The sequence below is a fragment of the Bradyrhizobium symbiodeficiens genome, from assembly GCF_002266465.3.
Lineage (GTDB): Bacteria > Pseudomonadota > Alphaproteobacteria > Rhizobiales > Xanthobacteraceae > Bradyrhizobium > Bradyrhizobium symbiodeficiens.
The window spans coordinates 2041187-2063376 of the sequence record NZ_CP029427.2 but is presented as its reverse complement, the minus strand read 5'-3'; the positions used below and the strand labels follow the sequence as shown (position 1 = coordinate 2063376).

General features: G+C 61.3%; 20 protein-coding genes and 3 pseudogenes. 11 read left to right on the top strand and 12 right to left on the bottom strand.

The features are described 5' to 3' along the window. Window positions 1–27: 27 nt before the first annotated feature. Genes CIT39_RS09400 through CIT39_RS09390 form a run of 3 tightly spaced genes read right to left on the bottom strand, consistent with a single transcriptional unit; the run spans window position 28 to window position 1789 of the window. Complete coding sequence (locus tag CIT39_RS09400; protein ID WP_094975594.1) at window positions 28–669, bottom strand: HD domain-containing protein; 642 nt, start codon at window positions 667–669, stop codon at window positions 28–30. Between the two features lie 29 nt (window positions 670–698). Next, window positions 699–1025, bottom strand: coding sequence for a hypothetical protein (locus CIT39_RS09395; RefSeq protein WP_334273103.1), 327 nt, complete (start codon window positions 1023–1025; stop codon window positions 699–701). Then, window positions 974–1789: a hypothetical protein gene (locus CIT39_RS09390; RefSeq protein WP_334273102.1), complete on the bottom strand. Its 816-nt coding sequence runs from the start codon at window positions 1787–1789 to the stop codon at window positions 974–976. The genes CIT39_RS09395 and CIT39_RS09390 overlap by 52 nt, the downstream gene beginning before the upstream one ends. 339 nt (window positions 1790–2128) lie before the next feature. Between CIT39_RS09390 and CIT39_RS09385 the strand changes: the two genes are divergently transcribed. After that, window positions 2129–2545, top strand: coding sequence for a cupin domain-containing protein (locus CIT39_RS09385; protein WP_094975596.1), 417 nt, complete (start codon window positions 2129–2131; stop codon window positions 2543–2545). 121 nt (window positions 2546–2666) lie between these two features. Here the strand turns inward: CIT39_RS09385 and pdxR are convergent, their stop codons facing one another. From pdxR to CIT39_RS09355, 6 genes and pseudogenes are all read right to left on the bottom strand, one after another. Beyond that, window positions 2667–4070, bottom strand: coding sequence for a MocR-like pyridoxine biosynthesis transcription factor PdxR (gene pdxR / locus CIT39_RS09380; protein WP_094975597.1), 1404 nt, complete (start codon window positions 4068–4070; stop codon window positions 2667–2669). Between the two features lie 54 nt (window positions 4071–4124). Then, a complete protein-coding gene (locus CIT39_RS09375) occupies window positions 4125–5093 on the bottom strand; it encodes an NADP-dependent oxidoreductase (protein ID WP_244607551.1) in 969 nt (322 codons plus the stop codon). A 32-nt stretch (window positions 5094–5125) separates the two neighbouring features. Further along, window positions 5126–5251: a hypothetical protein gene (locus CIT39_RS09370; RefSeq protein WP_334273101.1), complete on the bottom strand. Its 126-nt coding sequence runs from the start codon at window positions 5249–5251 to the stop codon at window positions 5126–5128. A gap of 176 nt (window positions 5252–5427) precedes the next feature. Further along, window positions 5428–5901, bottom strand: a complete 474-nt coding sequence (locus tag CIT39_RS09365) for a hypothetical protein (RefSeq protein WP_334273100.1) — start codon at window positions 5899–5901, stop codon at window positions 5428–5430. A gap of 440 nt (window positions 5902–6341) precedes the next feature. Further along, window positions 6342–6983, bottom strand: coding sequence for an HD domain-containing protein (locus tag CIT39_RS09360; protein WP_094975599.1), 642 nt, complete (start codon window positions 6981–6983; stop codon window positions 6342–6344). 178 nt (window positions 6984–7161) lie between these two features. Further along, window positions 7162–8135: pseudogene (locus tag CIT39_RS09355) on the bottom strand (GlxA family transcriptional regulator). 1128 nt (window positions 8136–9263) lie between these two features. Here CIT39_RS09355 and CIT39_RS09350 point away from each other — a divergent pair. The 10 genes and pseudogenes from CIT39_RS09350 to CIT39_RS09305 all read left to right on the top strand — a co-directional run bounded on the left by CIT39_RS09350 (window position 9264) and on the right by CIT39_RS09305 (window position 18703). After that, complete coding sequence (locus tag CIT39_RS09350) at window positions 9264–10658, top strand: ABC transporter substrate-binding protein (protein ID WP_162308428.1); 1395 nt, start codon at window positions 9264–9266, stop codon at window positions 10656–10658. Between the two features lie 3 nt (window positions 10659–10661). Further along, window positions 10662–11597 (top strand): carbohydrate ABC transporter permease, encoded by a 936-nt coding sequence (locus CIT39_RS09345; RefSeq protein ID WP_094975602.1) that lies wholly within the window; start codon window positions 10662–10664, stop codon window positions 11595–11597. Further along, complete coding sequence (locus tag CIT39_RS09340; RefSeq protein WP_094975603.1) at window positions 11594–12433, top strand: carbohydrate ABC transporter permease; 840 nt, start codon at window positions 11594–11596, stop codon at window positions 12431–12433. Before CIT39_RS09345 ends, CIT39_RS09340 begins: the two co-directional genes overlap by 4 nt. Then, a complete protein-coding gene (locus CIT39_RS09335; protein WP_244607550.1) occupies window positions 12430–13482 on the top strand; it encodes an ABC transporter ATP-binding protein in 1053 nt (350 codons plus the stop codon). The genes CIT39_RS09340 and CIT39_RS09335 overlap by 4 nt, the downstream gene beginning before the upstream one ends. Before the next feature lie 4 nt (window positions 13483–13486). Further along, window positions 13487–14260, top strand: a complete 774-nt coding sequence (locus tag CIT39_RS09330; protein WP_094975604.1) for a GntR family transcriptional regulator — start codon at window positions 13487–13489, stop codon at window positions 14258–14260. 31 nt (window positions 14261–14291) lie between these two features. Continuing rightward, the gene (locus CIT39_RS09325; protein ID WP_094975605.1) at window positions 14292–15935 is read left to right on the top strand and encodes an arylsulfatase; all 1644 of its coding nucleotides are present in this window, start codon (window positions 14292–14294) and stop codon (window positions 15933–15935) included. Between the two features lie 123 nt (window positions 15936–16058). Continuing rightward, window positions 16059–16910 (top strand): formylglycine-generating enzyme family protein, encoded by an 852-nt coding sequence (locus CIT39_RS09320; protein WP_202975552.1) that lies wholly within the window; start codon window positions 16059–16061, stop codon window positions 16908–16910. Window position 16911: 1 nt separating this feature from the next. Next, window positions 16912–17910, top strand: a pseudogene (locus CIT39_RS09315) (chloride channel protein); the annotation flags it as partial. A 106-nt stretch (window positions 17911–18016) separates the two neighbouring features. Continuing rightward, window positions 18017–18145, top strand: a pseudogene (locus CIT39_RS09310) (hypothetical protein); the annotation flags it as partial. Between the two features lie 435 nt (window positions 18146–18580). Then, entirely contained in the window at window positions 18581–18703 is a 123-nt protein-coding gene (locus CIT39_RS09305; RefSeq protein WP_334273163.1) for a hypothetical protein, read from the top strand. A gap of 5 nt (window positions 18704–18708) precedes the next feature. On the opposite strand, the gene CIT39_RS09300 is transcribed toward CIT39_RS09305, so the two are convergent. Genes CIT39_RS09300 through CIT39_RS09290 form a run of 3 tightly spaced genes read right to left on the bottom strand, consistent with a single transcriptional unit; the run spans window position 18709 to window position 22182 of the window. After that, window positions 18709–19431, bottom strand: a complete 723-nt coding sequence (locus tag CIT39_RS09300; protein WP_094975608.1) for a GntR family transcriptional regulator — start codon at window positions 19429–19431, stop codon at window positions 18709–18711. Window positions 19432–19459: 28 nt separating this feature from the next. After that, entirely contained in the window at window positions 19460–21055 is a 1596-nt protein-coding gene (locus tag CIT39_RS09295; RefSeq protein ID WP_094975609.1) for a GMC family oxidoreductase, read from the bottom strand. Further along, window positions 21055–22182, bottom strand: a complete 1128-nt coding sequence (locus CIT39_RS09290) for a mandelate racemase/muconate lactonizing enzyme family protein (protein ID WP_094975610.1) — start codon at window positions 22180–22182, stop codon at window positions 21055–21057. The genes CIT39_RS09295 and CIT39_RS09290 overlap by 1 nt, the downstream gene beginning before the upstream one ends. Window positions 22183–22190: the final 8 nt, after the last annotated feature.

Genomic DNA, 22190 nt, shown 5'->3' with positions numbered 1-22190 from the left:
GCCCCAGAGCCCAGCACCCACGACAGTTCAACTCCGCCAGGGAGCGTTTCGAATTCTACTGCACGCGTTGGGCCGGTGAAATGCGGGGTCGTGTTCCTGGATGTAATCGAAGTTGACGGTGCCGAACGTCGTCGCAGGCTTCTTGAGAGCAGAGCAGGTCTGCGCTTTGATGAAATCATTCTTGAAATTCTCGCCGCGGGGAAACGCGGCGATGACTTGATCGCGTTGCTCCGATGTGAACTCGTCATATCCAATTCCGACGACGTCTACCAATACACCGGCGTTCGTGAGGGCGATCTCCGGCCGCATGAATTGCGGAATACCCGGAGTGGTGTGCAGGGCGATCGCTTCCCAAACCAAATCAGATTTCGGATCGGGAATGCCATGACCGCGGAGAAATTTGCGCGCTGCGTCAGCACCATCGACTTCAAACCGCCTCGTGTCGGTGTGAAAAGCGTCTACGAGACCCAGATCGTGAAACAACGCCGCGACGTAAAGAAGCTCCGCGTCGACTTTCAGATTATGACGAATGCCTTTTATCGCGCCAAATATAAAGACGCGGACCGAGTGGTTGAACAATAACTCGGATTCATGTTGCCGGACGAGCTCAGCAGCTTCGCGCGCGATCTTGCTATCGGGAATCTTGATGCCGGAAACGATATTGGTCATTTGTCGAACTCCTATGCCGATGGTTGCGATCAGCGCTGTTTGCGCTGACCGGTCTCCTCCACGGCTTGTTGCATCTGAATCGCCGGAGTCACCGATGTTGACAACCCGTCACGTCCTTTCTGACGGCGCCGTTTCACCGCAAACTCATCCGCCTCGATTTCGATGCGCTTTACGTGGTGTACTTTCACGCTCTCAGGCACGATGCGTAAGGCATGGTCGCGCCAATCGGCGTTGTGAGCGGAAACCGGCACTCCCACCACAAAGGTGCCTGAGTCCGGCCTCCCCGGCTCTTGCTCGCCTTTATCTATTTCACTGTGATATTGCGGCATTTCCTCAAACACTTCGTAGTCTTCCATCCAGCCAGCCTCTGCCACCGGCCCGTTCTCACGCCGATCTCTGTTCCCTCCAGGAAGTTCATTGGCTCGACGCTGGATGCTCCGTGAAAAAGGAGGACGCCAAGAGCGTCTCTGACGGAATGCCCCGATGGAAAGATGATGCCATCAATAGGCACCGAAGCCTCTGTTAGAAGAAAGTGAACCATGGCCTCCGCTGCAAGGTATTCAGAAGGCTCGGCGTCAAACATGACTGACTGCGCGAGACGCGCACTTAGCGATCGTAGAAAAACGGCGACCTCGGTTCTCCCGGCCAATCCGAAGTCAGCGAGGCTTCCCGTGATGCGAACGTTATCAATAACGGTCAGGTCGAGTAGTCGCAGCTTTCTAATGATCTCGAACTGACCCACAGCAATCCGGCTACCAGCGGACGGCCGCGTGCCGGCTATAGCGGCTTTCAGATTGTTGGTAGCGCAAAACGCCAAGATGCCTTGTCCGCTCATGCGACCATCAATCGCCAAGCGCGAGCGCGGCGAGCCGAGGTGGATGTCTGGTCTGCCGAGCGCGGCTTTCAACTTGTCGTGAGATGGAAAGATCTGGGCGCGGAAAAGTGTGTGGAAATCCGTTCCGGGGCCCGCGTCCACGACAAGCGAACGGCCTTCATTCGTTTTCAGTTCATTAATACCATCGAAGAATGATGCGAGGTTGTTTGCTGCTGTCGGACTAAAAAAGAGCGCGTCGGTTTTGAATGAATTCGCTAATCCGGGCCAATCTATGCCTTGAGTCATCCGCGCGCTCCTGGGAAGCATCGAGCCTCAACCGAACAGCAACGGCCGTTCTCTCAGCTGAAGTGATCGCACCCGCCGCTCTTGACGGACTCGCCAAGACGGTTGGTCACGCGAATAGATGCGCAGCACTGCGCCGTGCAACAGTACCAAGATCGCCGATTTTCACTGTACCATAGCGCGGTGACACGCTCTCAATCCGCTCAGCCGGCTGGATCCTTTCTTTTGATGAAAGGGCAAACCGAGGCTGACTTGGCGTTCTTGGTGCACCACTTCGCGTGCATTCTTGGTGCTTTTTTTCATCGGCGACGATCCTATCTTGGTGGAAAAGGAGAATGCGCCATGAAGATGCGACTTTTATTCGGCTCAGCTTGCGCTGCCATGGCAATTGCTGTCGCAACGCCAGCCGCAGCACATGACAGCGGCGAGACAGTCAAGCCCATCTTCCAGCAGACGATATCCAATATTCCCGGAAAGTCATTGATAGCCGTGGTTGTCGACTACAAGCCGGGAGGCGCATCTCAGTCCCACACTCACGCCAAATCGGCTTTCATCCTCGGCTACGTCTTGTCAGGAGCAATCGAGTCGCAGGTGAATGATGGCCCCCGGCGCGTCTATCGTGCCGGCGAGAGCTTCTATGAACAGCCAGGCTCTCGGCATCCCGTCAGCCGCAATGCGAGCAAGAGCAAACCTGCAAAGCTCCTGGCGGTGTTCGTTGTCGACACTGACGACAAGGAACTGACCACTCCAGTCAAATGACGCGTGCTCTGGGACGATATAACCAACAATAGTGAGTTAACCAACCGCTTTCACTACGGCAGTCCGACCCGAAGGGCTTAGTGACTACCGATGTGTTGAGCTACGTTAAGCAGAGCGGTATTCATCGCACCAATTCTAACAATCGACGACAATCCGCCTTCAGTCGTCGTTCATTGAGATTGGTCACGCCGAGTAGCAGTCCCTGTCGCCTGGAAGGCTGCATATACCATGGCGACAACGGAGTTGGCGCCATGCCGAGCTGCAGAGCACGCGAAGCGATGTCCAGGTCTGACATTGTGTCGGGAAGCAGGATCGCGACCGCCAGGCCGCCGGTTGATTGCACCTTCATTGAGGCTGACGCGGCATCTTTCAGGCAATTGAGCAAACTTTCCCGTCGGGTGGCGTAGAGCCGCTTCATTCGGCATAGGTGACGAAAATAATGTCCTTGCCGAAGGAATTCCGCAACGGCGCGTTGCACGGCAGCGGCGGGCGCTGGTGCCAAGCAAGCAACGAGCTCACCGAACCGTCGACTCAGTTCCGGCGGCACCACCAGGAAACCCAGGCGCAGCGAAGGACTGATCGTTTTGCTGAAACTGCCAACGTGCAGAACCCGCCCGCCATGATCGAGTGATGCGAGCGCGGGAGCCACCCGTCCCGTCAATTGCAGTTCGCTCAGATAATCGTCCTCGACAATCCAAGCGTCGTTTCGTCGAGCCCAGGCGAGTAGCGCAAGCCGCCGCGACAGCGACATCGTCACACCGAGCGGCGCCTGTTGGCCTGCCGTCACGACCGCCAGTGACGCTCCGGCTGCGGCCCGCACACCGGCGATAACGTCCAACCCCTCCGCATCGACCGGAACCGCCGTAACAAGCATTCCAGCTAGGTTGAGCGCAGTACGTGTGAGCGGAAAGCATGGATCCTCTATCCAAGCTCCTTTCGTGCCAAGCTGAAGCCCTTGGATTACCAGACCGAGCGCCCCGGAAAACCCGCCGGTTACGATGACCTGAGAGGAGTCGCAGCGAATGCCTCGGGCCAGCCCCAAGTAAGCCGCGATCTCCTTTCGAAGCTGCGGATCGCCGCGTGGGTCCGGATAAGTTACCGGCAGCGCCGCAGCTCCCCGTGTCTCACGCACTAGGAGGCGTGACCACAGCTTGAATGGGAAGGCGTCCTGAGAGGGTACGCCCATTTGAAAGACCCGCGGCGCGATTCCGAAATCATAGAAGAGCTCTGGCAGAAGCGGCTCTTCCCGCGACCGATCGGACATTGAGAATCGTAACTGCCGGGCGGCCACACGAGTTCCAGCTGGCCCAAGACCAAGCGCGAACTGCTCCGCGACGAGACGTCCATAAGCTACACGTACGGTCCCGCGAGACACGCCGAGCTGAGCGGCTAGATTCTGCCAAGAGGGCAGCCGCGAGCCCGAGGCGAGCCGTCCATTCTCAATTCCCTCTCGGATAGCTGAATAGATCTGGGTCGCCAGAGGGATCTTTCTGGCATGATCGAGATGGATGGAAAGGCCAGCCATCACCGGACGCCGCGACCGATCTGACATATGAAAGCTCAGCTTCGCGCGTCTATTTTACACACTTAGCACGATCTTTCCGTGCGGCTTCGGTCGTCGGCCATCCAACATCATATGTGCTTCTCGCGCATCAGCGAGAGGCATGATGGCGGATATTCCCGTCTTCAGATCGCCGCGATCGATAAGCGCTGAGATTTTGTCCAAATAAGCCGTCGTGACGTCTACCAAGAAGAAGGTCGCGGTGACGCCATGCCTTTCCGCCAACGCTTGATCTGGTTGGGACACAATCGATATCAGCTTTCCGCCTTGCCGCAGAACTCGAATAGAACGGGCTTGTGTTTCTCCTCCTATGAGGTCGAACACCACATCAGCGTTCCTGACTTCATCTTCAAACCGTTGCGTTTGATAGTCCACGACCTTGTCCGCACCAAGTGCCCGCACGTATTCGATGTCTCTCGTGCCCACGGTGACCACCGAGCGCACCTTGGCTCGACAAGCAAGTTGAACAGCGAACGCTCCAACGCTGCCGGCCGCGCCGTGGATGAGAACCGTCTGGCCGGCTTCGAGCCGCGCGTGGTCAAACAAGCCTTGCCAGGCGGTTACAGCGACGACGGGAACCGCGGCAGCTTCGACGTAGCTGAGCAACCTTGGCTTTCGGGAGAGCATCGCAGTCGACGCGACTGCATATTCGGCATACGCGCCAAGAAACTGGGTATTGGTTACCCCGAACACTTGATCGTTCACCGCCAAGGAGGAGACATCCGGACCAAGAGCCGTCACCTCGCCGGCCAGGTCCGAGCCGAGTGTGAGAGGAAGCGGCTGAGGTAGGGCGCTTTTCCCGGCCCTGATCCACGCGTCCCAGGGGCCGACGCCCGCCGCATGTACTTTAACAAGGACCTGGCCTGCAACCGGACGGGGTCGAGCGATCGTTTCAAAGACCATCTTTTCCGCAGGACCAAACTCGTGGACTCGCCACGCCTTCATTGAAGGTTGATCCGCTTTCTCTCTGTAGGACGTGGCTGCCATGTAATTACCTCTTCATCGCATTCGGAGACCGCTCATCCCAATTGACCAAGAAGCGCTTTCTTCAACCGGCTGCCAGCTTCACTTACCCAATACCCGGCAATCCATTCCGCAACGGTGATCGCGGGCCGCAGTGCGATCAGGATTACGGCGATCACCATCAGAAATCCCGCTCCGTACACTGTGACGAATTCGTATCGCGGATGCCAACCTGAAGCGCGCCTATTGCGCTTCAGAGGATTCGGGCGAACATTTATCATAAGTGGATCTGTTGCAACGTCGATACCCTCGACTTACCCGCCCGCCTAACGCTGGAGGCGCTGCTAGTGAGCACCGCCTATTGCGGATAGGCAGGTGCTATCGCCACAAAGACGGCCAGCATCGACGTTGTCCCTAGGGCGATGCCACCCGTCACGGTCGCGAGCTGGCACAGCGAAGCGCGGCCTGAAATCCGCCCGCTTTGAAGGTCGACCTCGCCCTCGACGAACTCACGAAAGCTTCGACTAGCTGCCCGATAGGGTTCCATGTTTCGGCTTGAATATCCACACCCGGTCATTAGCCCTAGCATCATTATCAGAATGAGGGTGACCATCGTCAGGACCACTGAAGTCTCGCCGCCTGCAAACGCAATCCAGAATGTCAAAACGATATAGGCTATGCCAACCAACGTTATTGCGATTGCGAACGGATGAACGCAGGTCGCCGGCAGCGAATTTGCGACGACAGTTTCTCCTTCATGCAATGGCGGCGCCTCGCGATCCATTTGTTCGATGTGGGCGAACCGTCGTACCTGCGGATAGTGCGACATCATCAATCTCCCGTTTGGCCGCTGGTAAGATGGCAGTGCGGCACGTCAGGGACCAGTTTGTGCAGTTTTTAGCGAGAAGGAAGTGAAAGAAGGTCAACCGATATATGAACACGCTGCATCATCGTCAGTTTTGGCATCAACTGCGTGTCGTCAAACCCCTGACGGACGCTAGCCTTTGTGACTGAGCAACGTTCGAAACACGCATCTCAGAGCGTCGTGCTGATCGCGATTTGAATCGGCCTAACGAGGTCGATACACAGCAATTCGCTAACCAGGATTTAGCCGACATCGTCTCCCTAGGTTCACGCGTGAAGGTTACATCATCGTTCAAGCCACCTCTAAAGCGCGCCGCGATGGTACTGGCGCGAGCAGTAACAGCGAATTGTACCTTTACCAGCTGCTCGGGCTGGAGCGTCGATTTTAGTCCGCTCGCAGCAACGAGGTTAGTTCGGCCAAGCTGAACCGACGATGATCGAGCAGAAGTTCTGGCGGACATAGGTCATGTCCTTGAGCGCAAGGACGTCAGCCTTTACGTTCCCGAACGTCGTCATGGGCTTCTTGATGATCCCTTTGGCGAAGTGATCTATAATGTTCTCCTTGAAGTTCGTCTCGCGGGGATGATGGACGCAGACATGGTCACGCTGCTCTTGCGTGAAATCGTGATAGGCGATCCCAAGCACATCCATCTCCACACCCGCGGTCACCAGCGCAATGGTTGGACGCATATGCTCGGGAATACCAGGCGTGGTGTGGAGCGCGATCGCGGTCCAGACATCTTCGATTTCACGCTCCGGCAGGCCGTAGCTCTTCATGAAATCGCGCGCGGCATTGGCACCGTCGACCTCGAAACGCAGGTTAGGACTGGAATATTTCTCTGTGAGGCCCATGTCGTGGAACATCGCACCGAGGTAAAGCAGCTCCGGCTCGTACTTTAGGCCGTGGCGCTCGGCGGTGAGCGCGCCCCAAAGGAAGACACGGCGACTGTGGTTGTAGAGCAGGTCGTCCTCGGTATCGCGCACGAGCTGCGTAGCGGCGCGCGCGAGGGCACTGTCAGGCACGTGGATGCCGGCGATGATCTCAGACATGGAACAAAATCTCCTTGTTCGCGTAGCGGGCTGGTTGCTTGTCGCTAATTGTTAATGGAGTATCGCTCCGCACAAGGAAGGGCATCCTTTGGATCAGGACAGCCGTACGTCTTTTTCTGACATGACGGTTCTAGCGGAAGCAGCCCGCGCCAGCGTTTCTTGCCGGGCCCAGCGCGGTCTATCCCGGTCCCGACCGTCGGAAGCTCGCGCGGTATTGGATGGGGCTCACACCAAGACGGGCGGTGAACACGATCCTCATCCGATCCGCCGAACCGAAACCGCAGTCGAATGCAACCGTCTTCAGCGGCCGGTCGCCCCCTCCAGCATCATGCGCGCCGCATCAATGCGGGCGCGCTCGATGAACTCGTGCGGTGTGATCCCGGTCGCCTGCACGAAATGTCGGGCAAGATTTCGGGGACTCATGCCAACCACAGTTGCAAGCGACTGCAGCGAGTGGCGATCGCCGACGTTCGCCATGACATGATCCTGGATACGTGCGATCGGCGATTCCGGATCGGCAGGCGCTGTCAGATAGGGGCTGAACTGTGACTGTCCGCCCTGGCGCTGCGCAACCACGACCAGCCGCTTGGCCACTTTGAGCGCCGTTTCGGCGCCGTGCCGCTGCCCGACCAGAGCCAAACCCAGATCTATTCCCGCCGTCACACCCGCCGCGGTGATCAGCCGCCCATCGCGCACATAGATCAAATCAGGTTCGACTTTTGCTCTTGGGAACCTCGCCGCCAGCGCCTGTGCATCCTGCCAATGGGTTGTAACACGCCGATCGTCCAGCAGACCGGCATAGCCAAGGAAAAAAGCGCCGGTGCAGATCGAGCCATAGAGGCTCGACCGCCAGGGCAGCTCCCTGATCCACTGGAGCAGGCGCGGGTCGAGCTCGGCTTCCGGTGGCGCCGGAGTGCCCGCCACGAGAATGATGTCGAAGCCGCCCATCGCCTCCTCGAAGGTGAGGTCGGCCAGCATTTGGATGCCGTTCGAGGCACGCAGCGGATTGCGGTCCGCAGCAACCAATACTGTTTCATAACGATCGGCACTATTGAGGAAGGTGTTCGCCTCGCTGAACACGTCCATCGGTCCCGCCACGTCCAAGGCCTGGACCCCCTCGTAGACGACGATCGCAACAGCTTGTACCGGCACCTTTACTGCCTCTCCAGTCAGGCGCCCTATTATGCATGTCGTTCACACAGTGCAAAGGCCTGGCGGTGTCTGGACAGGCGAGCGGGCGCCGTTATTCGTTGCTGCTTCCTTGTCGGGGATCGTCGATGCACCGTCTTTGGAACCGACCACGAAGACCGCGAGCAAGCTGGCCGGCTCGGTGTCGGTCGCGTTCTCGCTGATCCTTCGATGCGAACCTCGCGCTTCGAACAGTCCCTCGCCTATGCGATAGACCTGCGCGAGGTCATTGCCAACCTGGCTCGTAAAACCCCGGACAGCGCATAGGCGTAGATAATGCCGACTCCGCGTGGCGATGAGGTCAGCGATTTGCCATCGGGAGGAGGAAGACATTCTCCCGAGAACGCGCGCAGTGTAGCACCCCACTGTCTGCATCGCCCTTACAACTGCTTAGACCGCGGATGTTACAACACCTTGTGTTTGATGTTGCACTAAACCTTGTTGATTGCTTTTTGCGTTGTTGAGCAGAGCTCCCGTTGATCGTGGCGCACGCAAAGCCTGCGTCACGCAGAGAAGGGCCGTCGCTGTCATAGTCGCATCAGCTTTTAGCGACATGCCGCGAGCAACGGCAAGCCGCGGCGACCAAATTGCCCGCGGAAGTCTGCAATCCGGTCCGCCGTACTGATAAGCTTTCACCTATTTTCTTATCAGCCCGCCAACTGACTCCGTTTTGTTAGAAACCTTAGAAGAACGGACTCCGTTTGGGACCATACTAGTAAGCGGAGGCCGCACTCGGCGCGCCTCATTTGGGCTTCCGCACCGACTGAGGAATCTTGGCGTTGGCGGCATCGATCAGGACGCCGCCTCGCTTGCTTCCATCTCGATGAAGTCAAGGCGACAAGCCATCGCCGCCAAATCGCGAATGGTCATACTCGTGGCTGAAATCGCCAAGTTTGCCAGCGACGCTCGCGCAGATTTCGAGCGCCACGCTCACCCTGGCCGACAACGGCACACGACCCTCGACCGATTGCGGCCTGAGGTGAGCGTTAGGGGTTCGACGATGGTCCACTTTGCCGCGATTGACATGTTATAACATTTGAGCAAATGTCATATCCAACCGGAGTTAAGAATCCGGATTTTCGGGAGGACAGCATGACGTCATTCAAGCCAACACGACGAACGCTACTCAAAACCGGAACCGCGGCCGCCGCTTTCGCGACACTTGGCCCGGCCTTTCTCCGGCAAGCTGCCGCGCAGGACGCCGACCTCGCGCCTTACAAATCCGCTCAGATCGACTGGCAGCAGGTCTCTGGCGAGACCATCACGGTCGCCGTGATCCCGGCGAGCTATTTCGAGAACCTCATCACGCTGGCGCCGCAGTTCAAGGCGCTCACCGGGATCGACGTGCGGTTCGAGAAGATCCCGCCGGCGCAGATCCGGCAAAAGAGCGTCATCGACCTGACATCGAAGACCGGCACGTACGCCACTCACGCCGCAGACCCGATGTATTACGCGCTCTACGTCGCCAATAAGTGGGTCGAGCCGCTCGACACCTACCTGAACGACAAATCTCTAACCGATCAGGCCTGGTTCAAGTTCGACGACGTCATTCCGGCCTGGCGCAGCGCCAACGGTATCAATGGCAAGCTCTACGGCATGCCCTACGATGGCGAAGTCACCATTCAGGTCTATCGGAAGGACCTCTACGACGCGAAGGGTTTGAAGCCGGCCGACACGCTCGAAGCCTATATGTCGAACGCGGCCGCGCTGAACACGCCGAATGATCGCATCTGGGGCGCAGCACTGCGCGGCGTCGCCGGTGCCGGCCAGAATATGTACATCTATCCCTCGATCTTCCGCGAATTTGGCGGCGACTGGATGAAGGGCGACAAGCTTACCGTCAACGGCCCCGAGGCCGAGGCGGCGCTCGCCTGGTACGTCGACATCATGAAGAAGTACGCGCCGACGGCGGCGGCCAACTGGAATTGGCCAGACATCGCCGACGCCTTCTCGCAAGGCACGGTCGCCAGCTACATCGATGCGCATTCGTCGGCCTCGGTGATCAACAATCCCGAGAAGTCCAAGATCATCGGCAAGGTCGCCTATGCACGTTGGCCCAAGGGGCCGTCCGGCAAGCGCACCACGTCGATCTGGAACTGGGGCTTCCCGATCAATTCCGCGCTGCCGGAAAAGAAGCGAAAGGCAACCTGGCTCTTCATTCAGTGGGCGACCAGCGCCGAGACTCAGGCGCGCACGGCGCACAAGTTCGCTGGTCCGACCAAGCGCTCAGGCGTCAACCGCACCTCCATCTGGAAGGATCCTGACTACATCAAGCTGATGAACGGTTTCGGCGATAACTTCGTCGAGGCCACGATGGGCGCACTTCAGGACGACACCGACGTCGACTGGCGTCCGCGGGTCCCGCAATGGCCGGCCATCGGCGACACCATGGCGACCGCGATCCAGTCGGCCCTCTCCGGCCAGGCCACCATCAAGGCGGCACTGGACGATGCGCAGCGCCGCATCGAGCCGATGATGCGCGGCTGAGACATGGCGACGACAGCGGTGACATCGGCCGAGATTGCGAGCGAGGCGCCTCGCAGCGATTTCGGCCGCGTATTGGCGCAGCGCGAGCGCCGGTTTGCGGCAGCCCTGCTTGCCCCGGCGTTCCTCGCCCTGCTCGCTACCACGACGTTCCCGCTGCTCTTCCTGATCTATACCAGTGCGTTCCGGATGGATCTGGCGATGCCGTTCACCAACGGCTTCATCGGGTTCGAAAACTATCAAACCCTGCTCGCCGACGAGCGGTTCTGGACCTCGCTGCTGGTCAGCCTCGTCTACACCGGCTCGACCGTCGCACTTCAGGTGATCGTCGGCTTGGCGCTTGCCTTGCTGGTGATGGACATGAAGCGCGGCCAGGGCTGGTTCAGGATCATCGCCATCCTGCCCGTGGTGCTGTCCCCGGCCGTGGTCGGGATGATCTGGCGGACTTTCATGCTGGCGCCGGAATTCGGCATCGTGGACTATCTCGCCATCAACGCCGGTCTTGGCAGCAAGAACTGGCTGGGTGATCCCACGCTTGCCATGGTCTCCGTGGTCGCGATCCATACCTGGCAGTGGACGCCATTCGCCTTCATGGTGCTGCTCGCTTCCCTCGCCTCCCTGCCCGAGGATATCTACGAAGCGGCACGCCTCGACCGCGCCTCGGCCTGGCAACGCTTCCGCCGCATCACCCTGCCCTTGCTGCGCCCGGCGATCGTCATGGTCGTCATCATGCGGACCATGGTGGCGCTGACCGCGTTCGCGGCGATCTTCACCGTCACTGCCGGCGGGCCTGGGACAGCGACCGAGATTCTCAATCTCTACGCCTATCGCAAATCCTTCACCGAGCTCTCGATCGGCTACGGCTCGGCGCTCGCCGTTGCGCTGCTGATCGTCACCATCATCATCTCCGGCATCCTGTTTGCCATGCGGAGGGCAAAATGACCGCAAAGCGCCTGCGCGTCTTCGCCCTGCTCGCAATCTCCATGGTCTTCCTGCTGGCCTGGACGTTTCCGATCATCTGGAGCGTGATGAATTCGCTCAAGACCGATCCCGACGTGTTGGCCTATCCGCCCAAGTTGGTGTTCGCTCCGACCTTGGACGCCTATCGCGACGTCCTGTTCGGCTCTGGATCAATCCTTCCGAATCTGCTCTCCAGCGCCATCATCTCCGTCGGCACCACCATCGTCACCATGCTGATGGCCGTGCCGGCGGCTTATGCCTTGGCGCGCCTGCGCTTCCGCGGCAAGAAGTTTGCCGGCTTCTACGTTCTGGCAACGCAGATGCTGCCGCCGGTCGGCATCATCATCCCTTACTTCCTGGTGCTGCGAAACATCGGCTGGATCGACACCTATCAGGGCATCATCCTGATCTATCTGTCGTTCTCACTTCCCTTCGCGATCTGGCTGCTGGTCTCCTATTTCGAGGACATTCCGTTCGAGATGGAAGAGGCCGCCTATCTCGATGGGGCCAGCCGGCTCAAGACGTTGTGGCGGATCATCATTCCGCAGGTCCGCGGCGGTATCGCGGTGACCGTGGTGTTCGTGTTCCTCAATGCGTGGAACGAATTCCTGTTCGCCGTCGTGCTGAGCGGCAACACGGTGCGACCCGTGACGGTCGCCATGTTCAATTTCGTCTCCGTCGAGCAGACGCTGTGGGCCAAGCTCGCCGCGGTCTCGGTCCTCGCCATGCTGCCTGTCGTCGTTCTCGGCGTCGTCGCGCAAAAGCATATCGTGAAGGGCCTGACGGTCGGTGCAGTCAAGGGCGGAGGGCGCCGGTGAGCGGTCAGGGTCAGGTCAGTTTTCGCAACATCGTCAAGATGCACGGTCAATTCGCCGCGCTGAAGAATGTCAATTTCGACATCAAGCGGGGCGAGTTCTTCGCTCTGCTCGGCCCCTCGGGCTCCGGCAAGAGCACGACGCTCCGCATCCTCGCCGGCCTCGATGCGCCGACCGCCGGCCGCGTTCTGATCGACGACAAGGATGTCACCTCGACCGATGCGCGCGACCGCGACATCGCCATGGTGTTCCAGAGCTACGCGCTCTACCCGCACATGACGGTGGCCGAGAACATCGCCTTCCCGCTCGAAATGGCCAAGCTGCCGAAGTCCGAGATCGCGCCTGCCGTGAAGGACGCAGCGCGAAAGGTCAAGATCGACCACCTGCTCGACCGCAAGCCGGGGCAGCTCTCGGGCGGCCAGCAGCAGCGCTGCGCGCTGGCCCGCGCCATCGTGCGCAAGGCGCGCCTGTTCCTGCTCGACGAGCCGCTCTCGAACCTCGACGCAAAGCTGCGGCTGGAGACCCGCGCCGAGCTGAAGAAGCTGCAGCGCTCGCTCGGCGTCACCGCGGTCTACGTCACCCACGACCAGGAAGAGGCCATGACGCTCGCGGACCGCATGGCGGTGTTCATGTCAGGCGAGATCCAGCAGGTCGGCACGCCCGCGGAGGTGTTCGCCCGCCCGAACTCGATCGACATCGCCGGCTTCATCGGCAATCCCCCGATGAACCTCGTTCCCGCCCGCTACGTGAACGGCGACGTCATCGTCGCCGGCCATCGCCTGAAGACAACGACCACGATCGCGGGCGAGCGCGACGTGGTGGTCGGCCTTCGCCCCGGTGCCCTGCGCATGGCGGAAGGCGGCCTTGCTGCGCGCGTCGACCTGATCGAGGATCTCGGCGATACCGCCGTGCTCGATCTGGACTGCGCCGGCACGATGATCCGCATGCGCGTCGCCGACGACAACATTCCCGGCGAAGGCGAGACCATCTCGATCACTGCCCGTCCCCAGGACATTCACCTGTTCGACCCGACGACACGCTTGCGGCTCTGACACCATGGCTATTCAAACACGCAAGAAGAAGCCGACGCCGCTCGGAAGCGATGTCGTCGCGGAGGGATCGACGCCCCTGCATATCCAGATCCGCGAATCCATCCGCAACCAGGTGCGTGACGGCAAACTGATCGATACGACTGGCCGCCTGATGACCGAAGCCGAGCTAGGCCGGCATTTTGGCGTCAGCCGCATCACCATCCGCAACGCCATCGCGCCCCTGGTGACCGAAGGCATGTTCGACCGCTCGCGCGGCCGCGGCACCTTCCTGCGCTCGAACCAGCCTGAAAACTGGGTCGGCCACCTCATGGGCTTTTCGGAAACCATCCGGGATGCCGGTTACGAGGCCGGTGCCAAAATCCTGCAACAGGGCATGACCAATCGCCACGACGCCGCCGTGCGCGAGCAGCTTCGCGAGCGCGCCGTCTGGCAGCTTCGGCGCCTCCGGCTCGCGGATCAAACGCCGATCGCAATCGAGCACGCCTTCTATCCGCCGGATATCGGTCTCGAGCTCGAGAAGCGCGACCTGGTCTCCATCCTGATGTATCGCGTCTTCGAGGACGAGCTTGGCCTCACCATCAAGGACGCGCAGCAGACGATCAGCGCCGATCTCGCCGATGCCGACAGCGCCAAACTGCTCGGCGTGAAGGTCGGCTCGCCCCTGCTCGCCATCGAACGTGTCACCTTCGGCAAGGACGGACGCGCGCTGGAGCTTCTGCGAGCCGTCTATCTGCCGAAATATTTCCGCCTCAGCATCAGCCTGACGCGCCACCACTGACACGCCGCACTTCAATCACGAGGACACCAACATGCCGAATGGCACAAAGACACCCGACAGCCCCAACATCCTGCTCATCCTCAACGACGACATGGGCTTCTCGGACATCGGCTGTTACGGCGGTGAGATCCAGACACCGAATCTCGATCGTCTTGCGGCGAACGGACTGCGATACTCTCAATTCTACAACACCGCGCGCTGCAGCCCCTCACGCGCCTCGCTGCTGACCGGCCTGCATCCGCACCAGACCGGCATCGGCATCCTCACCTACAGCAACGGCCCCGAGGGCTATGCCGGCAATCTCAACAAGAGCTGCGTGACGATCGCCGAAGCGCTGAAGAGCAAGAATTACACGTCCTATCTCAGCGGCAAATGGCACATTGCCAGCAGCCTGACGGAGCCGACCGATGCATGGCCGATGCAGCGCGGCTTCGACCACTTCTACGGCACCATCATCGGCGCCGGCAGCTTCTATCATCCGAACACGCTGACCCGCGGCAACGACAACATCGAGCACGAAGCCGAGAAAGATCCGTCGTTCTTCTACACCGATGCGATCAGCAATCAGGCAGCAGCCTTCATCCGCCAGCACAAGACAGCAAAGCCCAACGCGCCGTTCTTCCAATATGTCGCCTACACGGCGCCGCACTGGCCGCTTCACGCTCATGACGAGGATATCGCCAAGTACAAGGGCCGCTTCGATGCGGGCTGGGACAAGTTGCGCGAGGAACGCCTCAAGAGGTTGGTCGACGACGGCATCATCCATCCGAATTGGCGTCTGACCGATCGCGATCCGACCCAGCCGCCGTGGACCGATGCGGAGCAGCGCGAATGGACGCTGCGCTGCATGGAGGTCTACGCGGCCCAGATCGATCGCATGGACCAGGGCATCGGCCGGATCCTGAAGGCGCTGGAAGAAACCGGCCAGATGGACAATACGCTGATCATCTTCCTGTCCGACAACGGCGCCTGCGCCGAGGATATTCCGGAAGGCGTCACGGCAAAGGAGCTGGTCGACCAGCTCATGATCGCCAAGGCAACGACACGTGACGGCAGGCCCGTGCGCTTCGGCAATGACCCGACGCTGATGCCTGGAGCTGAAGATACTTATCAAAGCTACGGCACGGCCTGGGCCAACCTGTCCAACGCACCGTTCCGTCTCTACAAGCACTGGATCCACGAAGGCGGCATCGCGACGCCGTTCATCGTGCACTGGCCGCGCGGCATCTCCGAGAAGGGCGGCCTGAGGCACAATCCGAGCCAGCTCCCCGACGTCATGGCGACCATCCTCGACGTCTCCGGCGCGACCTATCCCAAGGAGTACAACGGCAACACCATCCTGCCGTGCGAGGGCGAGAGCCTCGTGCCGTCATTCGCCTCCGCCTATGGCAACCGTGGTCCGCTGTTCTGGGAGCACGAGGGCAATGCGGCCGTGCGCGTCGGCAAGTGGAAACTGGTGCGGAAGTATCCCGGCCCCTGGGAGCTCTACGACATGGAAACGGACCGCACCGAGATGAACGATCTTGCCGCTGAGCATCCGGACCGCGTCCGCGAGATGACCGCGCAATATCAGCAATGGGCCGATCGTTGCGGCGTCATCCCGCGCGAGAAGATTCTCGAACTGATGAAGGCGGAAGGCGGGACGGCCTTCTGGGAGGAAGAGAAGCAGAAATAGGACATGACCGGGGATCGATCGCACTGCTGCACCAATGGCGCCGGCAGAGAGCCGGTGACGTCCGCCGATGTGCGAGCGGCGATCGTCCCCAGTGCGACACCAATCCCGCGTCGCTGGAGTCCGATGATTGGCGGTACGTTTCTGATGGGCACGGCAGACCGGGGATTTGTCGAAGACGGCGAAGGCCCTGTCCGGCCGGTTACCCTGTCGCCCTTCGCCATCGCCTGTCACGCCGTGAGCAATCTGCAGTTCGGCGATTTCGTGCGCGCCACCGGCTACACCACGGAAGCCGAGCGTTTCGGCTGGAGCTTCGTCTTCGAAGGCTTGCTGCCGGAAGAGAAGCGCGACGTGCGCACGACCCGCGCCGCGGAAACACCATGGTGGCTTCCCGTGCTGCACGCCTATTGGGCCCAGCCGGAGGGGCCATCGAGCAGCATCCTCGACCGGCTCGATCATCCCGTCGTCCACATCTCATGGAACGACACACAGGCCTACTGCGAATGGTCCGGCACGCGGCTGCCGAGCGAAGCGGAATGGGAGATGGCCGCCCGCGGAGGATTGGACCAGGCGACTTATCCCTGGGGCAACGAGCTGCAGCCCGACGGTGACCATCGCTGCAACATTTGGCAGGGCACCTTTCCCGACTGCAACACCAGGGACGACGGCTATCTCGGCACCGCGCCCGTTCACGCCTTCGCGCCGAACGGCTACGGCCTCCACAATGTCGCCGGGAATGTCTGGGAATGGTGCGCGGACTATTTCTCCCCGAGCTATCACCGCCTCACGACAGAACGAGATCCCTTGAATCGCGAGCCGGCTCCCAACCGATCGATGCGCGGCGGATCCTTCCTCTGTCACGAATCCTATTGCAACCGCTATCGGGTCGCGGCGCGAAGCTCCAATACGCCCGACTCTGCGTCGAGCAATATCGGCTTCCGCGTCGTGCGCACCGAGCCGCTGCGGGATCCCGCATAGGATGGAGCCGGCACCCCATTCAGCGAAGCCGGCCGCGGCTCCCGGCATCCGGCTGCTGCCGCTGTTCCTGCGCAATTTCGTGCGTCATCGCGAGACCGGCCTCGTGCTGGTCGCGATCGTGATCGGACTGCTCAGCGGGCTGCTCGTGGCGGCGATCTCGAGCCTCAGCCAGGCCTTTCACGCATTGTTGTTCGACATTCCCTTCGACGCGCATCTCAGCGCCACCGGTGTGATCTCCTGGCAGCGCACGCTGCTCGTCCCGATGCTCGGCGGCCTGGTGCTTGCGCTGATCGGGATGTACTTCGCAGGCCGCGTCAAAGGCCAGCAGCTCGCCGACGCGATCGAAGCCAATGCGCTCTATGGCGGCCGGGTGTCCTTTCGCGGCAGCCTGCTGATCTCGATCCAGACATTGCTGTCCAACGGGTTCGGGGGATCGGTCGGGCTGGAGGCCGGCTATACCCAGATCTGTTCGATGTTCGGCTCTCATGTCGGCCAGCGCCTGGCCGCGCGCCGCGCCGACATGCGGCTTCTGGTGGCTTGCGGCGCTGCCGGGGCGATCAGCGCCGCGTTTTCGGCACCGCTGGCCGGCGCCTTCTATGCCTTCGAAGTCGTACTCGGCGCCTACACGTCCGCCGGTCTTGTGCCGGTGATCGCCAGCGCCGTCACCGCCTGGCTCGTCGCCCGTCAATTGACCCATCAATCCTTTTTGATGGTGCCTGGCTTTCCCTCACCTGTGTCCGTCGAGATGATCGGACAAACGGTGTTGATCGGCATCATCTGCGCCTTCGTCAGCATCCTCGTCATGCTCGCCGTCGCATTCTCCGAGCGCTGCTTTCAGCGCATCACGGTGTTCAAGGGCATGTTGCGGCCGATCCTCGGCGGCTTTCTCCTCGGCGGCCTAGCCCTGCTGACGCCGACCGTGCTCGGCGCCGGCCACGGCGCGATGCAGATCCTGCTGGTCAGCAACCCGACCTGGCTCCTGCTCACGACCACCATCGTGTTCAAGATCCTGGCCTCGGCCATCTCGCTCGGGTCAGGCTTTCGCGGCGGGCTGTTTTTTTGCCTCGCTCCTGCTCGGCGCGTTGATCGGACAGCTCTACAGCATCGTGCTGACGGGCGCTCTTCCCACCCTGGCGCTTCAGCCCGGCACGGCCGCCATTGCCGCGCTTGCCGCGCTTGGGACCGGCGTCCTCGGCGCACCGTTCAGCATGGTCTGTCTTGCGCTCGAGATCACCGGCGATTTCTCCGTCACCGTCGGAGCGGTGGTCGCATCGTCGGTCTGTGCGCTGATCGTGCGCGAACTGTTCGGCTACAGCTTCGCGACGTGGCGCTTTCACCTGCGCGGCGAGGTAATCCGCGGCCCGCAGGACGTCGGCTGGGTCCGGCAGATGAGCGCGGCGTCCCTGATGCGCGCCGATTTCGAGAACGCGCTGACGACGATGCCGATCGGCGAAGCGCAAAGGCTGTTCTCGCCGGCGCTGGTGCGCCAAATCGTGCTGCGCGATCCGAACGGCATCTATGCGGGAATCGTTCCCGCCGCGACGCTGCATTCAGTGGCCAATCTGGACGACGAACCGCTCGGATCCCTCGCGCAGCAGCAGGACGAATGCCTGCTTCCGACCACCCCGGTTCGCGAGATTCTGAAGGCGTTTGAACGCAGCGAAGCCGATGTGCTCGCAGTTGTCGACCGCGCCGACCATCGCGCGACCATCGGCACCCTGAGCGAAGCCCACGTCCTGCGCACCTACGGGGAGGAGCTCGAGCGTCGAAACCAGGAACTGTTTTCGCGCTGAGAGTGCTAGGGCCGCAAATCCATATCGATCCGCACGAAGTCGCCGCGATAGGTGACTTCGCCGAGATAGATCACGGTGCGGTCCTGCGTCGTGAAAATGCGGCGGACTTCGGCGACCGGCGAGTTCAGGGGCACGCGCAACAGACGCGCCGCCTCGATATCCGCGGTACCGATCGTGAGCGTTTGGCGCGCACTGGCGATCGCGGGATCCCTGAGGTCAATCAGGATCGGGATTACGGTCTCGTTGCGAAAACGCTTTGGAGACCTGCGGAAGATCTTCTCGTCGAGATAGATGGAGATGACGCAGTAAGGCTGCTTCTCCCGTGAATGCAGCCGACGCATGAAGACGTATTTTTCGGCCGCTTTGCCGTCCTCGGCCAGCAGCGGCGCATCGCTGCGGCTCTCCGAAATGTTGATGATCTCCGGCGAGGTGTCACGGTACATGTCGGCAAGATCAGACAGCGTCGTCTCGACCTTGAGCCAGCGATCCTGCCGCACGGTCCCCGTGACGAAGGTGCCACGCCCCTGCTGCGCCTGGATCACCCCGTCGCGGGCAAGCAGCTCCACCGCCTGCCTGATCGTGACCCGCGATACGCCGAACTCGGCCGCCAGCTCCTCGTTGGCCGGCAGACGAAAACCCTGGGTCCAGAGGCCACGCGCGATCCGCTGCCGGAAGATATCGGCGATCTGGGCGTATTTGGGGACGTGACTATCGGAATTCAATTCCATCTCGCCCTCCAGAACTCAGCCCATGCGATCACGCCATGACCAGCGCGGCACCGCGCTCGCCGATCATCAGGCTGGTCGCATTCGTGTTGGCCGAGGTGATCTGCGGCATCACCGAGGCATCAATCACGCGCAGCCGCTCGACGCCGCGCACCCGCAGCTGCGAATCGAGCACCGCCTGCTCATCCCGGCCCATACGGCAGGTCCCGACACAATGAAATACCGTGCCACCCGTGGTGCGCGCGAAATCCCAAAGGCCGGCATCATCGCTCGCGGCCTCGCCCGGCACCATCTCGACGTCCCAGAGCGGACGAAACGCCTTTTGCTGATAGATCTCGCGCAGAATTTTCAGGCCTGCGACAATGGTCTTGCGATCGACCTCTTCCGCCAAATAGTTCGGTACGATCCGCGGCTGCTCGAACGGATCGGTGGAGCTGACCGCAAGCTGTCCGCGTGACTTTCCGTGACACTGCCAGACTGAAGCGGTGAAGCCGGAATAGCTATGCAGGGGCTCGCCAGGCTTGTCGACCGAGAGCGGCATCACGTTGAACTGCACGTCCGGCCGTCCGCCGACGGCGTATTCCGTGCAGGCTGCGCCGCCCACCTGCCCCGCGCCGACCGTCAACGGACCGCGGCCAGCCAGCATCCACTGTAAGCCCATCTTCGCAAGCTCGACGGGGTTGCGGACCTGATCATTGAGCGAAATCCGATCCCTCAGGCGGACGATCAGCCGGGCCTGATAATGATCTTGCAGATTGGCGCCGACGTCGGGAGAGTCAGCGACCACGGGAATGCCGAGCTTGCGCAGCAGGTCAGCGGGGCCGACGCCGGAAAGCTGCAGGATCTGCGGCGACTGCAGCGCGCCGCCTGACAGGATGATCTCACGATCGGCCGTCGCGCTGTTGACTTGTCCTTTGCTGATCCACTCGACGCCGGTCGCGACGCGACCGCTGAAGATGACCTTGCTGACCTGCGCACGGGTGATGATGGTGAGGTTGGGACGGCTGGCGACGGGGCGCAGAAAGGCAGAGGCCGAGCTGGTCCGCCAGTGCCGCCCGATGCCGAGCTGATATGTGCCGACGCCCAGCGTGGTTGCGCCGTTGAAGTCGGGATTGCGCGGCAGGCCGAACTGCACGCCCGCCTCGACCCAGGCTTTTGATGCCGGATTTTCGTTGCGGAGATCAGAGACCTCGAACTCGCCCAATCCACCATGGAACTGGCTCTCGCCGCCCCGATAGCGTTCGTAGCGCCGGAAATAAGGCAGCAGGTCGCGATAGTTCCAACCATCGGCGCCGAGGCGTTCCCAATCGTCAAAATCCTCGTGCTGACCTCGGATGAAGATCAGCCCGTTGATCGACGAGGAGCCGCCGAGCACTCGGCCGCGCGGCCAGACGATGGCACGACCGCCGCTCCCTTCCGAGGGCTCGGTCCTGAACAGGCGCGAGAATCGCTCGTCATAGATGGTCCGGTAGTAACCGACCGGAAGTTTCAGCCAGAAATTCCGGTCCGCTCCGCCGGCCTCCAGCAACAGAACGCGGCACAAGGGATCGGCCGACAACCGGTTCGCAACGACGCAGCCGGCTGAGCCGGCGCCGACGATGATGTAGTCATAACCGCGTGCTGACATCACATGGTCCGATATTGTGCGATGGAGGCGAGGTCAGGCGTGATGCCCAGGCCTACCTCGTCACCAAGCGTGATCGTGCCGTCACGGACATCCAGCACGGGACCCGAGAGGCGATCGCGCAGCGGGTTTTCGTTGCAATCGACTTCGAGAAGTCCGTCGCCGCCGACGCCGGCGAGCAGATGCGCGGACGCCAGAAGGCCGATGCCGGCGCCAAGATAGTGCGGGCAGAAGATTTTTCCCGACGTCAGGATGTCGCGCGCGACGCCTGCGCAAGCCGAGAGCCCGCCCCACTTGGCGATGTCGGGCTGGACGACACCGAGAACCGGCTCACCCAACACCTCGGCGAAGCCAGCGAAGCTCGCGATGTTCTCGCCGGCCGCAAGCGCAAAGCCGACGGCCTCATGCAATATTTGCCATTCCTGCCGCGGGCAATCCGCGCGAATCGGCTCCTCGAGCCACGCGAGATCGAAGCGTTCGAGCCGCGGTGCGAGTTCAAGCGCCTGCGCGATCGTCCAGCCCTGGTTGACGTCGGCAGCCAGCACGCCCCCTCCGACAAGACGGCGCAGCGCAGCGAGATTGGCGTGGTCACCTGCCGGATCGAAGCCGATCTTCAGCTTCAGCGCACGGTAGCCACGGCCCAAGGCCGCTTCGGCCATCCGTTCGGACCCGACCGGATTGATGCCGCTGGCGTAAACCTTGATCGTGCGCGTCGCCCCGCCGAGCAGCCTCCACAGCGCGACATTCTGCCGGCGCGCAAACAGATCCCAGACGGCAAGATCGATCCCGGCGATCGCCTGCGCAAACGGCCCGGCCTCTCCGGATTGAAGCGCAAGCACGGAGGTTCCCCGCGTCAGACGATCGAACGCAGCCGACGGCTCAGCGGGCTGGAATCCCAGCAGAGCCGGCGCAAGCACTTCGTTCACCAGCCGAACGCGATGTTCTGCCCCTGGCGCGGGAAAATTGCACCACACTTCGCCCCAGCCGATATTCCCGTCAGTGTCTTCAACGCGGACGAAGACAGCGGGTCGATCCATCATGCGCCCGAAGGAGGTGATGACCGGTGTCGCCAGCGGGTAGCGATAACCGAAGGCCTGAACGCTTCGGATGGTGAAAGGCGGCAATGTCATGTTTGAAA